The sequence below is a fragment of the Paraburkholderia tropica genome, assembly GCF_014171495.1.
Taxonomy (GTDB): Bacteria; Pseudomonadota; Gammaproteobacteria; order Burkholderiales; family Burkholderiaceae; genus Paraburkholderia; species Paraburkholderia tropica.
On sequence record NZ_CP049137.1, the window covers coordinates 657541 to 673610 of the forward strand.

Sequence of the window (16070 nt, forward strand, 5' to 3'; positions counted from 1 at the left end):
ACCGAAGGACCGCCTGGGCATGAGACTTTTGCTCGTCGAAGACAACGAACAACTCGCGCATTGGCTCACGCGCACGCTGACCGATGACGGTTTCATGCTCGACCACGTCGGCGACGGCGAGGCGGCCGAGGACGCGCTGCGCGCGTCGTCGTACGACGTGGTGCTGCTCGATCTGAATCTGCCGCGCATGTCGGGCAAGGCGCTGCTGCGCCGCATGCGCTCGCGCGGCGACGCCACGCCCGTGCTGATCCTCACGGCCACGGGCGCCATCGACGAAAAAGTCGTCTGTCTGGGCGCCGGCGCCGACGACTACATCGTCAAACCCTTCGACGCGCGCGAGCTGGTGGCGCGCGTCAAGGTGCTGGCGCGCCGCCAGGCGCCCTCGCGCTCGAACCGCATCCGCTGCGGCGACCTGCTCTACGACATGGACAGCCGCCGCTTCTACGTGGATGAAGACGCGCTCACGCTCACGCCGCGCGAACACGCGGTGCTCGAAACGCTGATCCTGCGCGCGAAGAAAACCGTCTCCAAGGCCACGCTTGCCGAATCGGTCAGCGACGCCGACGCGCCCACCAGCGAGGACGCGATCGAAATCTACGTGTCGCGTCTGCGCAAGAAGCTCGAAAAGAGCAGCGCCACCATCATCACGCTGCGCGGCCTCGGCTATCTGCTCGAAGACGCCGAAGCCGACGAATAACGCGCACGATGCACGCGCACGATGCCCTCCGCGGATGAAACCCACCAATAGCCTGCGCGTTCGCCTGCTGCTCTGGCTCGTGCTGCCGATGACGGTGTTCATCGCGGCGGCGGGCGTGATCACGCACGGCAACGCGTGGCGCACCGCGAATCTCCTGCAGGACGACGCGCTGCTCTCGGCGGCGCGCGTGATGGCGGGCGACATCGGCTGGGAAGGCAACACGCTGTCCGCGCCGATTTCGCCGAGCGCGATCGAAATCCTGCGCACCGCGAGCCGCGATCAGGTGTTCTTCCGCGTGCAGGAAATCGGCGGGCCGATCATCGCGGGCACGTCCGATTTTCCGCAGCGCGTGCCCGATGTCTCGCCGCAGTGGTACGACGCGAAAGTGGACGGCGTGCCGATCCGCGCGGTCTCGCTGATCCGGCCGATGTACGACGCGGGCGTGACGCGCCGCGTGGTGATTTCGGCGGGCCGCACGCTCAACGAACGCGACGCGCTGGCGCTCGCGCTCTGGCGTCCGCAGATGTTCTATTTCGCGGCTATCGTCGCGGCGGCGATCGTGCTCGTGAGCGTCGCACTCACGCTCGAACTGCGTCCGCTCACGCGGCTCGCGCGCGGGCTGCCCGAGCGCGTGCGCACGTCGTCGGTGCGCATCGACACCGAGCCGCTGCGCACCGAACTGCGCCCGATCGTGAGCGCGTTCAACGAATGTCTCGACATCATCGAGCGCAAGACGGCCATGCAGCGACGCTTTATCGCCGATGCCGCGCATCAGTTGCGCACGCCGCTCACGCTGCTCGGCACGCAGTTGCAGTACGCGCGCCGCCAGCAGGACCCCGAGCGCCTGCACGAAACGCTCACGGCGATGCATCAGAGCAATCGCTCGCTGGTCGGTCTGACGAACCAGTTGCTCACGCTCGCGCAGGCCGAAGCCGCCGATTACACCCAGTTCGAGGGCGTGCGCGTGGACATGCGCGCGGTGGCCACGGGCGTGATCGAACAGCTCGCGCTGCTCGCGCAGCGGCGGCGCGTCGAACTCGTCGCCACGCTCGCCGAGCAGGCCGTGGTGATGGGCAACGAGCAGTTGCTCACGGTGCTCGTGTTCAATCTCGTCGATAACGCCATCCGCTATTCGCCCGAAGGCGGCACGGTGGCGGTGACGCTGGTGGGCGCGTCGGCGTCGGTGACGCTGTCGGTCGCCGACGAAGGCGCGGGCATTCCCGACGCGTTGCGCGACAAGGTCTTCGAGCCGTTCTTCCGCGCGTCGACGCAGCCGGGCAGCGGGCTCGGTCTTGCCATCGTGCGTGAAATCGCGCGCGCGCATCGCGCGGAGATCCGGCTGGAGCGCGGCGTGGAAGGACGCGGGACGGCGGCGGTGGTGCAGTTTCCGATGGGGTGAGAGGACGCGCTGCGGCTGGATCAGCCGCAGAAAGCGAGCCCCGACAGCAGGCTCAAAAGCGCCGCAGGCGTCAGATAACCGACGAACGCATACGCCACGAGCACGCTCACGAGCGCAAGCGCGCAGACGCCCGAAACGTGCCGCTTCACACGCCCGCTCGTACGGGCTGCGCCGCCAGCCTCGCCACGCGCCGATCGTCGATCGGCATATGCAGCAAGCCGGATATCACGCCCAGCGCCACCGATCCGTACCAGAGCGGCGCATACGAATGCATCGCGTCAAACACCACGCCGCCCAGCCACACGCCGAAGAAACTGCCGAGCTGGTGGCCGAAGAACACGAAACCGAACAAGGTCGCGATATAGCGCACGCCGAACACCTGCGAGACGATGCCGTTCGTCAGCGGCACGGTGCCGAGCCACGTGAGCCCCATCACCGCCGCGAAGACGTAGAGGCTCGCGGTCGTGAGCGGCAGCGTCGCGAACAGCGCCATCGCCGCCGCGCGCACGAAGTAAATGCCCGAGAGCAGCCATTTGCGCCGCAGCAATCCGCCCGCGTAGCCGCATAAAAACGTGCCCGCCGTGTTCGCCAGCGCGATGATCGCGAGCGCCATGCTCGCCTCGCGCGCGTTCATGCCCTTGTCGAGCAGATACGCGGGCAGATGCGCGCCGATGAACGCGAGCTGGAATCCGCACGCAAAGAAGCCAAGATTGAGTAGCCAGAAGCCGCGATGCGCGAACGCCTCTTTCACGGCGGCGCGGATGCCGGTTTCGGATTCGGTGTCGTCCTGTCCATGCGTTGCGTCGGTGGCGTGGCCCGCCGGCCGGTCTCGCAACCACGCCGCGAGCGGCGCGCTCGCGAGCATCACGGCGGCGAACGCGAGGATCGCCGTGGTCCAGCCCGCCGCGCCGATCAGCGTCTGCGCGAACGGCACCATCACGAACTGCCCGAGCCCGCCGATGGTGCCCGCGACGCCGAGCGCCCAGCCGCGCCGATCGGCGGGAAAAAGCCGCGACAGCGCGCCATAGACCGCGCCGAACGCCGTGCCCGACAAGGCCACGCCGATCAGCACGCCCACGCCGAAGGTGTAGACGCCCGTCGACGCCGCCAGCGCCATCACGACGAGTCCGAGCGCGTAGAGCAGCGCGCCCGCGAAGATCACGCGCGCCGAGCCGTAGCGGTCGGCGATCATGCCGGTGAACGGCTGCGCAACGCCCCAGAGCAGATTCTGCAAGGCCAGCGCGAGGCCGAAGGTTTCGCGCGGCCAGCCGCGCGCGAGCGTGACCGGCAGCAGAAACAGGCCCTGCACGTTGCGCACGCCCAGCGCCGCGCCCATCACGATGCCGCCCGCGCCCACCAGCAGCCAGCGCCGCCGCCATGCTTCGTCTCGATCCCACACCGTCGCTCTCCTCGCGCGTGCTTGATTCACGCAGTAAAGCGCGCGAACGGGGCGGCGTTCAAGCCAGTTTTTAGCGCGATTCGCATGCATGAAACGCATGCGAAAGCCGTTCAGACGACGCCGGGCCGCGCCTCATCGAGTATCCAGTCGATAACGGCGCGCACGTCGTCGCGCGGCGCTGCGTCGGCGCGGCAGAGCCAGTAGGCGTAGCCGGTCGGACGCGTGGGCCACGCCGCGCCGATGGCGACGAGCCGTCCGTCGGCCAGCATCGGCTCGACCAGCGCCTGGCGTCCGAGCGCGATGCCGCGTCCCGCCAGCGCGGCCTGGATCACCTGATCGTATGTGTTGAAGCGCAGCACGCCGCGCGGCTGCGCCGCGTCGAGGCCGAGTTCGCCGAGATGATCGGCCCAGCGCAGCAACGGACGGCGCGGGCCGTCGAATTCGAGCAGCGCATGCTGTGCGAGCGTGGCCGCGTCGAGCGCCGCGACGCCCAGCGACGGATGCGCGACCGGCATCACGTACTCCTCGTAGAGCCGCGTCGCGTCGGGCAAGGCCGCGCTCGCGCCCGCATAGCGCAAGGCAAGGTCGATGCCTTCGGCGCGCAGGTCGAGCACTTTGTCGGAGGCCGCGACGCGCACGTCGATCTGCGGATGCCGTGCCTGCAGACTGCCGAGACGCGGCAGCAGCCACAGCCCCGCCACGCCCAGGCTCGCGGTGATCGTGACCGGCTGGCGCGCGCGCGGCGCCATCAGCGCGCCCATCACGTCCTGCAACTGCGCGACCGCGCTTTCGGCCGTGCGAAACAGGCGCTCGCCCTCGGGCGTGAACGCGATCGAACGATAGCCGCGATGAAAGAGACGCACGCCCAGCAGGTCTTCGAGGGCGTTGATCTGGCGGCTCACCGCCGACTGCGTGAGACACAGATCCTCGGCGGCGAGCGTGATGCTCATGCGCCGGCCGACCGCCACGAAACCGCGGATGAAGTCGAGCGACGGCAGTTTGACGAGCGGCACTGGCATGCGTGTTCCTCATGCGAACGGTGCGAGAAGATTGATTGATGCACGGCGCGGGGTCAAGTGCAATGTCGGTTCCCGAATCGCTCCTGAAACGCCATGGATTTCGACGACTACGACCCGCCGCCCGAGCGCATCGCGCTGATCGCCGCCGACGGCTACCGCCTCGGCGCTTATGTCTGGCGCGGTCGTCCATCGAGTGAGGCGAGCACGCGTCCCGTTGTGGTCGTCAATCCCGCCACGTCGGTGCGCTGCCGCTACTACTTCCGCTTCGCCGCCTGGTTGTGCCGGCACGGCTGCGACGTGCTGCTCTACGACTATCGCGGTATCGGTGAATCGCGTCCGCCCGACCTCGCCGCGCTCGACGCCAGCTGGCTCGACTGGGGCGAACGGGACTGCGAAGCCGCGCTGCGCTACGCGCGCGTGGCGTTTCCGGGCCAGCCGATCGACGTGGTCGCGCACAGCATCGGCGGCTTCGCGCTCGGGCTCGCGCCGTCGAACCGCTACGTGCGCCGCGTCTTCACGATGGGCGCGCAGTACGCCCACTGGCGCGATTACGCGCCGCGCAGCCGCCTCGCGATGCGGCTCAAGTGGCACGTCGCGATGCCCGTGCTCGCGCATCTGTTCGGCTATGTTCCGGCGGCGCGGCTCGGCTGGATGGAAGACACGCCGCGCGGCGTCGCGCTCGCGTGGAGCCGCAGCCGCGCGCGTTTCGAGGATACCTACGCGCGCGCGCCCCTCGCCCGCACGCCGGAGCAACGCGCCGCGCTGGTCGCGCGCTTCGCCGGACTGCGCGCGCCCACGCTCGCACTCAGCGTCACCGACGATCCGTTCGGCACGATTGCCGCCGTCGAACGCCTGCTGCGCTATTTCACGCACAGCCGCGCGACGCATCTGCGGCTCGCGCCTGCGCAGATCGGCGCGGCGCGCATCGGCCATTTCGCGTTTTTCAATGCGTTTTTCAATGCGCGTTTCGACGCGACGCTCTGGCCGATCGCGCGCGACTGGCTGCGCGACGGGCGCCTGAGCGCGGCTACGCCCGGCACGATCGTGTCGGGCGGCTTCGACGGTGAAGCCGAAGCCGAGGCCGAAGCAAACTGCGCAAGCGCCGACGCCCTCGCCGACCCGCGCCCGTGGCGCTGACGTCATCGGCGAAATTCGACCGGTCGTTCTTTTTTTCACCGATTCTGCTATCGTGCACGAACCGTCCCGGTCGCGACGGATTGAATCGCAGCGTCATCAAAACGCCATCGCGCCGTCGCCAGACTGCTTCGGTCGCCCGACGCGCGTGGACCATTCGAGGACCTCATGAGCGCAGACTTCCAGCATCGTTACGCGTACACCAACGGCATCCGCATGCATTACGTCGAGCACGGCGAAGGTCCGCTCGTGCTGCTCTGTCACGGCTGGCCCGAGTCTTGGTACGCGTGGCGGCATCAGATCGAGGCGCTGGCGGCGGCGGGTTATCGCGTCGTCGCCCCCGATCAGCGCGGATACGGCGACACCGAAACACCGCTCGACACCGCCGCCTACGACATCCTCCATCTGACCGGCGATCTCGTCGGGCTCGTCAACGCGCTGGGCGAGCGTCAGGCGACGATCGTCGGCCACGACTGGGGGTCGATCGTCGCGGCCCACGCGGCGCTGCTGCGGCCCGACCTGTTCCGCGCGCTCGCGCTGTGCAGCGTGCCGTATCTGCCGCGCTCGCGCGTGCGCCCGGCCGTGCACTTCGCCAGCAACACGCAGGAGCATCACTTCTACCAGGAGTATTTCCAGACGCCCGGACGCGTCGAGCGCGAACTCGAAGAGGACGTGCGCCGCGCGCTGCTCGGCGTCTACTACACGGCGGGCGGCGAGAGCCGGCGTCATCCGGAGCACGCGCGCATCGGCTTCATGGCGTTCCCGAAAAGCGCGCGTTTCGTCGACAGCCTCGCCTATCCCGACACGCTGCCGCCCTGGCTCAGCGACGCCGATCTCGACGTGTTCGCCGCGCAATTCCGCAAGAGCGGCTTTCGCGGCACCGTCGACTGGTATCGCAATCTCGATCGCAACTGGGCACTCACGCCTTTCCTCGACGGCGCGCGCATCCAGCAGCCGACGCTGTTCGTCGCGGGCGAGCAGGACGGCGTGATCCGCATGACGGCGAAGGCCTACGAAGCGCTCGAAACCAACGTGCCGCGCCTCTCGCGCAAGGTGCTGCTGCCCGAGGCGGGCCACTGGATCCAGCAGGAACGTCCCGCCGACGTCAACGCGCTGCTGGTCGATTTTCTGCGCAGCGAGGCCGTGCAGCGCGAGTTCGGTTAAGGCGCGCGCGGGTCGCGGCCGGGTCGTGCCGGGTCGTGCCGGGTCGTGCATTAGCAGAAAAAATCCGCGGGAAACCCGAAAAAAAACCGCCGTCGCGTGCGCCCCACGCGACGGCGTTTATGCGTTGCGCAAATCCGCCCGTCAGGTTATAAATGAAAATAATTCTTATTCAGTATCATGACTGAGCCGATCCATCGGCTGATGCGCCGGCCTGCCGCGCGGGGTGAAAAGGGGAAGTTCGATGTCCGCCGTCCAACTCGACGTGCAGCGGGAAGTGCATGCGCTCTACCGTGACCATCACGGCTGGCTGCATGGCTGGCTGCGCCGCAAGCTCGGCAACGCCTTCGAAGCGGCGGACCTCGCACAGGACACGTTCTTGCGCATTCTCGGCGCGCACGAGCGGCTTGGCGCGCTCGAACTGCGCGAGCCGCGCGCCTACCTCACCACGGTCGCGCGCCGCGTGCTGCTCAATCACTACCGGCGGCTGTCGCTCGAACAGGCCTTTCTCGACGCCCTCGCCTGCCTGCCGGAGCCGCAGGCGCCCTCGCCCGAAGACCGCTATCTGATCCTCGAAACGCTGCACGAAGTCGATGCGATGCTCGACGGCCTCGCGCCGCGCGCGCGCACGGCGTTTCTGCTCGCGCAGCTCGAAGGGCTGACCTACGCGGAAATCGCCGAGAAGCTCGACGTCAACGTGCGCACGGTGAAGCGCTATATGGCGAGCGCGTTCGAAGCCTGCTTGCTGATGACGCTGTGAAGCCGCCGTACGTCACGCATGCCGACGCGGGCGGCAACAGCGCCGCGCACGCCCAGCCCGAGTCCCTCAACGCGTTCGATTCACTCGACGACGACGCGCGTCCGCTCGAACGCGCCGTCGCGCGCGCGGCCGCGCAATGGCTCGTGCGGCTCGCCGACAACCCGACGCCCGAGGACATCGCCGCCTGCTCGCGCTGGCGCGCCGCCGATCCCGAACACGCGCGCGCCTGGCGCCGCGCCGAACGCCTGAACGCGAAATTCCGCGCCGTGCCCGCGAATCTCGGCATGCCCGCGCTCGCGCGCGCCGAGCGCCGCGAAGATGGCGAGCGCGTCGCGAACGGCGCGCGCCGCTCGGCGCTCAAGGCGCTGACCGTGCTGCTGGCCGCCGGTCCGAGCGCGTATCTCGCGTGGCGCGCGACGCCGTGGCGCGTCTGGACCGCCGACGCGCGCACGGCCACCGGCGAGCGCCGCACTCTCGTGCTCGACGACGGTTCGCGCGTCGACATGAACACGGCCACCGCGCTCGACGTGGCCTTCGACGCGCACGAACGCCGCGTGCGGCTCGACGCGGGCGAAATCTTCGTCGAGACCGCGCCCGACGGTGCGACCAACCATGCCGCCGATCGCACAGGCACGACGCCCGCGCAAGGCCGGCCGTTCATCGTGCAGACGGACGACGGCCGCATCCGCGCGCTCGGCACGCGCTTCGTCGTGCGCCAGCTCGGCGATGCGGCCACCGCAGGCGACGGCGACGGCACGCACGTCGCCGTGCTGCACGGCGCGGTCGAGATCACGCCCGCCGACGCGCCGCATCTCGTGCGCGTGGTCAAGGCGGGCGAGCAGACGCGCTTCACGTCGCGCACCATCGACGCCCTCACGCCCGCCGATCCGCACGCCGCCGACTGGACCCACGGTGTGCTGTTCGCCGACCACGTGCGGCTCGCCGACTTCCTCGCCGAAATCGGCCGCTATCGCAGCGGCCTGCTGCGCTGCGACCCGGCGGTGGCGGACCTGCGGATCTCGGGCGCCTTCCAGCTCGCCGACACCGACAGCCTGCTCACGGCGCTGCCCTCGACGCTGCCCGTGCAGGTGGTCTGGCGCACGCGCTACTGGGTGACGGTGGCCGCCGCGCCTGCTGCTGCCTCCATGCCCGCCGCGGGCGACAGCGCCGCGCGTCGCGAAACGACCTGACTCTCCGCGCCTGACCTGCCGACGCGCATTGACGGCGCGTCGTTCTTTCGCCGTCTTCGCACCGCTTCTTTTGCCTCCTGGCTCGCGCGCCTCACGCCATCGAAAAAAAATCGTCGCGCGCATGTTCCGCGTGTCCCCTTTCCGGCGTTCGCGTGTCAAGCACGTATCGACTCACCCAATTCAATTCGAACGATCAGGAGTTTTCATGTCCGAACGCCGGCCCCGCCGCGCCGCCCAAGCCGTTGCGCGCCACGCCGCCCGCTGCCGTCTTCACACGCTCGCCTTGCGCGCGATTCCGCTCGGCCTCGTGCTGGGCGGCCTCGCTACCGCGCCCGCCGCGTTTGCTGCAACCCCTGCCGCCGATCCTGGCGCTGCCGCCGCCAGCACGACGGCCGACGCCGCGAAGGCCTACGACATTCCCGCCGGACCGCTCGGCACCGCGCTCTCCAATTTCGCCGTGCAGGCGGGCGTGAGCGTGCAGCTCGATCCGCATCTCGTCGACGGACTCAACACGCGCGGCCTGCGCGGCAACTACACGGTGCACGGCGGCTTTAGCGCGCTGCTCGCCGGCTCGAATCTGGAAATCGCGCAGAGCACGCCGGGCGTCTGGTTCGTGCGCCCGCGCAGCGCCCAGTCCGCCGCCGCCGACGACGCCAGCACGCTGCCCGCCGTGACGGTCGCGGGCCAGACCGACAACGCCTACGGCCCGACCGACGGCCTCGTCGCGAAGTGGAGTTCGACGGCCACCAAGACCGGCACGCCGATCGTCGAGACGCCGCAATCGATCTCGGTCGTCACGCGCGACCAGATGAATCAGCAGAACGCGCAGACGCTCAACGCGGCGGTGCGTTACGAAGCGGGCGTCACGCCCGAAACGCGCGGCAGCGTGGCCACGCGCTACGACATGCTCAACGTGCGCGGCTTCAGCGCCGACACGTACTGGAACGGCCTCAAGCAGATCGGCAACGGCATGTACTCGACGCCGCAGGTCGATCCGTATCTGATGGACCGCATCGAAGTGCTGCGCGGACCGACCTCGGTGCTCTACGGCCAGGCGCAGGCGGGCGGTCTGCTGAATCAGGAAAGCAAGCTGCCGACCGTCACGTCGACGCACGAGCTGGGCGTGGAGTTCGGCAACTATCGCCATCAGCAATTGCAGGCCGACTTCTCCGGGCCGATCGCCGGCGACCAGCATTACCTCTATCGCTTCACGGCCATCGCGCGCCAGGAAGACGGTCAGGTGGAAAGCACGCGCAACGAGCGCATCGCCGTCGCGCCGTCGTTTACGTGGCGTCCGGACGATAAAACGTCGCTGACCGTCTACGCGCTCTATCAACGCGATCCGGCCAGCACGTCGTATGGCAGCGTGCCTTCGGTGGGTACGGCGCTCTACGATCCGCTCGGCACCATCGCACGCAACTTCTACGACGGCGAGGAATCGTTCGAACGCTTCAGCCGCACCCAGGAAGCGCTCGGCCTGAAATTCGAGCATCGCCTGAACGACACCTGGCAGGTGCGCTCGAACGCGCGCTACTACCACATCAGCCAGGACTACCGCAGCGTCTACGGCAGCGGCCTCGAAGCCGACGGCTACACGCTCGACCGCGCGTCGATCGCCTCGTATGAACAGCTCAACTCGTTCGCGATCGACAACCAGGTGGAAGGCAACTTCTCGACCGGCCCCGTCGATCACACCGTGCTCGCGGGCTTCGACTATCAGCACTTCGGCACCAACTACGCGACCGGCTACGGCAGCGCGCCGTCGATCAACGTGTTCGATCCGGTCTACGGCGCGGACATCGACATGCCCGCGCTCACGAAGACGCACGCCACGAGCAATCAGTACGGCATCTACGCGCAAGACCAGTTGCGCTACAAGAAAGTGCTGATGACGCTCGGCGTGCGCCAGGACTGGGCCAACACCACGACGCGCGACGTCACCGACAACGGCACGCCGCAATGGCAGAACAATCACGCGTTCACGTGGCGCGGCGGCCTCACGTATCTGTTCGACAACGGCGTCGCGCCGTACTTCAGCTATTCGGAGTCGTTCGCGCCGCAGTCGGGCACCGACATCAACGGCAAGGCCTTCGATCCCGAGCGCGGCCACCAGTACGAACTGGGCATCAAGTTCCAGCCGAAGCGCTACAACGCGCTGTTCACGGCGGCGATCTTCGATCTCACGCGCAAGAACCTGCTGACCACCGACCTCGCCAATCCGAACTATCAAACGGAAGCGGGCGAGGCGCGCTCGCGCGGTCTGGAACTCGAGGCGAAGCTGAGCCTGACGAAGTCGCTCGACGTGTCGGCGAGCTATACGTATCTGAACACGGTCTACACGAAGGACAACAGCGGGCTGCAAGGCAAGCATCTGGCCGCGATTCCGTCGAACCAGGCGTCGCTGTGGGCGTACTACACGATCCACGGCGGCCCGCTCGCGGGTCTGTCGCTCGGCGGCGGCGGACGCTACACGGGCGCGACGTATAGCACCGATAACAGCTTCGAAGTCCGAAGCTTTTTCCTCGTCGATGCCTCGCTGCGTTACGACCTCGGCTACGCGATCCCGCGCATGAAGGGCGCGGAGCTGTACGTCAACGCGCAAAACCTGTTGAACAAGACCTACGTGGCCTCGTGCTACTACGGCAACTGGTGCGCGTATGGCTACGGCCGCCAGGTGTTCGCGGGAATGAACTACCGCTGGTAAGCGGTGGATGCGATTGATGCGATTGATGCGGTCGATGCGCGAGCGCACCAACCGCGCGAGCGCTCAGCCGGCCTGCGCAAGCAGGCTGGCCGCGCCCGCGTGACGATGCAGCCAGCGGATCATGTCCGAGTGCCTGACGACGCCGACGAGCCGCCGCGCGTCGTCGAGCACGGGGACTTCGTAGTACGCGTGATCCGCGAAAATCGGCACGAGGCTCGCGAGCGGCGCGCCGCGATGCACGGCGTGCACGCCCGCCGCCATGACGGCCTCGACCGTCTCTTCCATCTCGAGCGTGCGGCGGCGCAGGACGCGCCATAACGCTTGTCCCAGACCCAGCCCCAACGCCAGCCCAACCCCTCCCTCAGGCCGCCGCGCCGCCAGTTCCCGATGCGTCACCACACCGACCACGCGACGCGCCTCGTCGACCACGGGCAACGCATGCGCGCCATGCCGATGGAGACGCTCCCACGCGGCGTGGCGCGCCATCGTCAAGGGCACGGCGTGATCGGCGGCTGTCATCACGTCTTCGCAGGTTAGCGCGTCGAAGGTTTTGGCTTGTTGTGCCGCTTGTTGTGCTGCGTGTTGCGCCACCTGCCGCGCCGACGCCAGCGCAGCCACCACGTCGCGCGGATAGCGGTGGCCCGTGAGCGCATGAAAGCACAGCGCGGCGCCGAGCAAGGCCATCGACTGAAACGCGATCGGCGTGGCCACGAAGCCGAAGCCCAGCGCATGCACCGACGGGCCGCCGAGCACGGCGGTCAACGCGACCGCGCCCGAAGGCGGATGCACGCAACGGCACACGAACATCGCGCAGATCGCGAGCGCCACCGCGACCGCCGCCGCCGCGACCGGCACGCCAATCCAGCGCGCGCACGCCACGCCCACGAGCGCCGAGACGAAGTTGCCGCCGAGTATCGACCACGGCTGCGCGAGCGGACTTTCCGAGGCGCCGAACAGCAGGACCGCCGACGCGCCCATCGGCGCGACGAGCATCGGAATGTCACGCGTGCCGCCGAACACCAGATGCGTGGCGACGCCCGTAACCGCGATGCCCACCAGCGCGCCCGCCGCGCGCCGCACGCCTTCGCGCCACGACGGTGCGGCAGGGTGCGGCCTGAAACGCCTGAGCCAGGCGAGGAGCGCGGTGCGCGACATGCGGGTATCCGGTAAAGATGACGTGGACTCAGCCTACCCGTTCGCCCGGCCTGCCAACAATTGAACTTTCTGAGCGGATATATAATTCATTGTTAATGCATGTTTAAATGCGCGCGATGAATCCCGAGCTTTCATTTACGTTTCGACACGCGGAAATTAATTCGGATTCCAGATTATTAAGCCACGAGCGAGGCTAGGCATTGTACCTGCCCGCGGCGCGCCCGCTACGCGCTACGACGCGCCACACTTACTAACGTTAGGAAACGTCACACATCAAACTAAAAATACCGACAAAGAATGTTAGCCTTGGTGTGCAATGTCTGGTCAGCATGTGCAGCGTTCGGATCATCGAATACAGGGAAAACAACAGGAGCTAGACGGTGACGATCAGGAGGCAACCTACTCGGAATACGCAGCGGAATACGCAGCGCCGTGCCACGCAAACATTCCAGCGCACCTTCAGGCGCACCGCCTGTCAGGCCGCCGTCGTCGCACTCGGGCTGGCCGGAGCCACCACCGGGCACGCCACGGAAAGCGCGCTCGGACGGCCGGTGGCCGGCACCAGCGTGCTCACGGGCGTGGGCGAGGTGCCGCCGGCCGGCATCTATGTCGTCAATATCGAGGACATTTATCTCGACGGCTCGATCTCCGGTTCGCGCACGGTGCCGCTCAACGGCAAGGCCTCGCTCGGCATCGACGCCAAGATCAACTTCACGCTCGCCTCGATCCTGCGCGGCTGGGGCAGCCTGGGCGGCTGGAGTTTCGCCTCGGGCATCACCGTGCCCTATATGTGGACCGAAGTGACCGGAACGGCGAGCGTCGGCCGGTTCGGGAATTCAACCAAGCAAACCGCGTCGAACTTCTACGACCTCTACTTCACGCCCATCGAAGCCGGTTACAGCTTCTCGGCAAACTCGCATATCGCGCTGAGTTTCAACTTCTGGGCGCCCACGGGTTCGTACAATTCCAGCGCACTCGCCAACACGAGCCTGAACAACTGGACCTTCGTGCCGCAGGTCGCATGGACGCAACTCGTGCCCGAATACGGTCTGGAATTCGACGTGGTCGCCGGGCTGCAGTTCTATACGCGCAATCACGCGACCGATTATCAGAACGGCACGCTCTTCACGCTCGACGCGCTCGCGCTCAAGCGCTTCGCGAACGGCGTGGGCGTGGGTGTCGTGATGGGCACGGTCCAGCAGCTCGCCGACGACACCGGTCCGCTCGCCGACCGTCTGAATGGCTTTCGCGGCCACGACTTCTCGCTCGGCCCGATCATCACGTACGACACCAAGCTCGGCGGCAAAGCGCCGTTTTCGGCGAGCCTGCGCTGGGTGCCGAGCATCGCGAGCACCAATCGTCTGAAGAGTACGTCCACCGTCATGGCCACGGCCACGCTCGCATTCTGAAGGCTTCATCGAACGGACGAAAACCGTCCGTCTCGCGCACGCGCGTCCATCCGCCGCATGAGTCGTGCTTGACCCGGTAAGTTAAATGACACGGCTGTCATGCAACGCCGCGTGCGCCTGCGATTTTCACGTCGCGCGCCCTCCCGTCGTCACGTTCAAGCCACTCGCGGAGTCCGCGCAACTTAACGCTTTCTAAATTAGTTTTCATGTTTGGTGCGCGGCAACTTAAAACACCGCAACCGTACCGGAACCGATAATCCTCTACAGATTCAGGACTGAGAGGAATGCACCATGCAAAAGCCGATGTCGGTCGAACTCGTAAATGAATATGGCGAGCAGGCGCTCTGCGTGAAAGTCGACGGCAACACCGCGCTGCTCGACGCCGCCGAAGTCGATGGCTTCATCGAGGAACTCAGCAAGCTGCGCGCGTCGATGCGCCCCGCCGTGCCCGATCAGCCTTTGCGCTCGCATCAATATGTGATCGAAATCGATCCGTGCTGGTACACGGAGCGCAATCCGCTGTTCGACGGCGCGGTGCTGTTCCTGCGTCACACCGGCCTCGGCTGGGCGGGTTTTGCGATTCCCACCGAAAGCATGCATCGACTCAAGGACGCACTGAGCGCGCACGAAGCCGCCGCGCAGCGCGAGTCGCACCTGCCCATGCACGCGCTGCCCAACTGAGTGCGTGCACGGCGCGCCGCCGGGCGTGCACCGTCCCGGTTCGACGCAGTCCGCCGCAGTCACTGTACTCCGCCACATCCCGTGAATCCTGGCCGCGCGTCGCGGACCGGGCAAGCGCGTTCGCCTGCTCGTCCCTGCATTTCAGGGCATGTTTTACGGACCCATTCGCGCAGCCTCGTTTTGAGCCTTTACCGGCACGGACTCGTCACATGAACCAGCTACAAGCCATGCGCGTGTTCACGCGCGTCGTCGATCTGAGCAGCTTCAGCCTCGCGGGCAAGCAGCTCGGCATGTCCGCCGCGGCCGTCACGCGCAGCGTCGGCATGCTCGAAGCGCATCTGAACATGCGCCTGTTGAACCGCTCCACGCGCAGTCTCTCGCTGACCGAAGCGGGCCGTCTCTATCTGGACGGCTGCCGCGCGGTGATCGACAAACTCGACGAAGTCGAGTCGGAACTCGTGCGCGCCACGCGCGATCCGAGCGGCGTGCTGCGCATCGCCGCGCCTTCGGTGTTCGCCAGCGGCGCGCTGACCACGCTGCTGAGCGCGTATCGCGACGTGAACCCGCGCGTCGATTTCGACGTGACCGCTTACGACACGCATATCGACATGATCGAAGGCGGTTTCGACGTCTGCTTCGCGACCGACCGCCAGCAGGTGAACGCGTCGCTCGTGAGCCGCAAGATCACGTCCGTGAAAGAAATCGTGGTCGCCACGCCCGCTTATCTGTCGCGCCGCGGCGTGCCGCGCACGCCCACCGATCTCGCGCAGCACGATCTGCTCGCGGTCTCCGATGCGCCGCGCTCCTGGGAGTTCGCCGACACCGACGGCGTGCAGCGCGTCAGCACGAACGGTCCGCTCACGGCGAGCGGCTATGCGACCGTGCGCGCGGCCGTGCTCGCCGATATGGGCGTGGCGCTGCTGCCGCTGCCGCTCGTCGCCGACGACATCGCGCGCGGCGTGCTTCTGCCGGTGCTCAACGCCTTCGACGTGAACGGCGGCATGCAGCACGTCTCGATCGTCTATTCGGGCCGCAATTATCTGACGATGAAGGTGCGCAGCTTCATCGACTTCGCGGTCGAGCAGTTCCGCTCCCAGCACGGTCACGCCGCCGGTAACCTGCACGCCCCGCCGCTCGCACTGCGCGCCGTAGCCTGACGCGCGGCGCGCGGCAACGCGGCTTGCTGTTGCATCTGTATTTGCGAACGGCCCGCGTGCGGCTGCGTTTTCGCCTGCGTTTTCGTCTGCGTTTGCACCCACGTTTGCGCCCACGTTTGCCCTCGCATTCGTGCCGCTTTCGCGCGTCCGCCCCGTGCGTTCCGATTGCGCGCGCGGCCCGGCCCGCGCGACTCCCCGACTCCGT

At 67.4% G+C, this 16070-nt stretch carries 14 protein-coding genes; 10 read left to right on the plus strand and 4 right to left on the minus strand.

What is annotated here, in order from left to right; genetic code table 11:
• The first annotated feature begins 19 nt into the window (after positions 1-19).
• Entirely contained in the window at positions 20-697 is a 678-nt protein-coding gene (locus G5S35_RS33415; protein ID WP_065059885.1) for a response regulator transcription factor, read from the plus strand.
• Positions 698-731: 34 nt separating this feature from the next.
• Positions 732-2096, plus strand: a complete 1365-nt coding sequence (locus tag G5S35_RS33420; protein WP_074987482.1) for a sensor histidine kinase — start codon at positions 732-734, stop codon at positions 2094-2096.
• Between the two features lie 20 nt (positions 2097-2116).
• On the opposite strand, the gene G5S35_RS40120 is transcribed toward G5S35_RS33420, so the two are convergent.
• The 3 genes from G5S35_RS40120 to G5S35_RS33430 all read right to left on the minus strand — a co-directional run bounded on the left by G5S35_RS40120 (position 2117) and on the right by G5S35_RS33430 (position 4514).
• Complete coding sequence (locus tag G5S35_RS40120; RefSeq protein WP_272904527.1) at positions 2117-2245, minus strand: hypothetical protein; 129 nt, start codon at positions 2243-2245, stop codon at positions 2117-2119.
• Positions 2242-3495, minus strand: coding sequence for an MFS transporter (locus G5S35_RS33425; protein WP_183040594.1), 1254 nt, complete (start codon positions 3493-3495; stop codon positions 2242-2244). Before G5S35_RS33425 ends, G5S35_RS40120 begins: the two co-directional genes overlap by 4 nt.
• A 110-nt stretch (positions 3496-3605) precedes the next feature.
• Positions 3606-4514 carry a LysR substrate-binding domain-containing protein gene (locus tag G5S35_RS33430; RefSeq protein ID WP_065059887.1) on the minus strand — a complete coding sequence of 303 codons (909 nt, stop codon included), beginning with the start codon at positions 4512-4514 and terminating at the stop codon, positions 3606-3608.
• A gap of 93 nt (positions 4515-4607) precedes the next feature.
• Here G5S35_RS33430 and G5S35_RS33435 point away from each other — a divergent pair, with 93 nt between their 5' ends.
• From G5S35_RS33435 to G5S35_RS33455, 5 genes are all read left to right on the plus strand, one after another.
• Positions 4608-5651 (plus strand): alpha/beta hydrolase family protein, encoded by a 1044-nt coding sequence (locus G5S35_RS33435; RefSeq protein ID WP_183040595.1) that lies wholly within the window; start codon positions 4608-4610, stop codon positions 5649-5651.
• A 165-nt stretch (positions 5652-5816) separates the two neighbouring features.
• Positions 5817-6812, plus strand: coding sequence for an alpha/beta fold hydrolase (locus G5S35_RS33440; RefSeq protein ID WP_183040596.1), 996 nt, complete (start codon positions 5817-5819; stop codon positions 6810-6812).
• 241 nt (positions 6813-7053) lie between these two features.
• On the plus strand, positions 7054-7569 hold the full coding sequence (locus tag G5S35_RS33445) for a sigma-70 family RNA polymerase sigma factor (RefSeq protein WP_065059889.1): 516 nt from the start codon (positions 7054-7056) through the stop codon (positions 7567-7569).
• Entirely contained in the window at positions 7566-8759 is a 1194-nt protein-coding gene (locus G5S35_RS33450) for a FecR domain-containing protein (protein WP_183040597.1), read from the plus strand. The genes G5S35_RS33445 and G5S35_RS33450 overlap by 4 nt, the downstream gene beginning before the upstream one ends.
• Before the next feature lie 205 nt (positions 8760-8964).
• Complete coding sequence (locus G5S35_RS33455) at positions 8965-11463, plus strand: TonB-dependent siderophore receptor (RefSeq protein ID WP_183040598.1); 2499 nt, start codon at positions 8965-8967, stop codon at positions 11461-11463.
• A gap of 63 nt (positions 11464-11526) precedes the next feature.
• Here the strand turns inward: G5S35_RS33455 and G5S35_RS33460 are convergent, their stop codons facing one another.
• Positions 11527-12618 (minus strand): HPP family protein, encoded by a 1092-nt coding sequence (locus G5S35_RS33460; RefSeq protein ID WP_183040599.1) that lies wholly within the window; start codon positions 12616-12618, stop codon positions 11527-11529.
• Positions 12619-13118: 500 nt separating this feature from the next.
• Here G5S35_RS33460 and G5S35_RS33465 point away from each other — a divergent pair, with 500 nt between their 5' ends.
• From G5S35_RS33465 to G5S35_RS33475, 3 genes are all read left to right on the plus strand, one after another.
• Positions 13119-14027, plus strand: a complete 909-nt coding sequence (locus G5S35_RS33465; protein WP_183040667.1) for a SphA family protein — start codon at positions 13119-13121, stop codon at positions 14025-14027.
• 291 nt (positions 14028-14318) lie between these two features.
• Positions 14319-14708 carry a hypothetical protein gene (locus tag G5S35_RS33470; protein WP_065059891.1) on the plus strand — a complete coding sequence of 130 codons (390 nt, stop codon included), beginning with the start codon at positions 14319-14321 and terminating at the stop codon, positions 14706-14708.
• A gap of 209 nt (positions 14709-14917) precedes the next feature.
• The gene (locus G5S35_RS33475) at positions 14918-15865 is read left to right on the plus strand and encodes a LysR family transcriptional regulator (RefSeq protein ID WP_183040600.1); all 948 of its coding nucleotides are present in this window, start codon (positions 14918-14920) and stop codon (positions 15863-15865) included.
• The last annotated feature ends 205 nt before the right edge of the window (positions 15866-16070 follow it).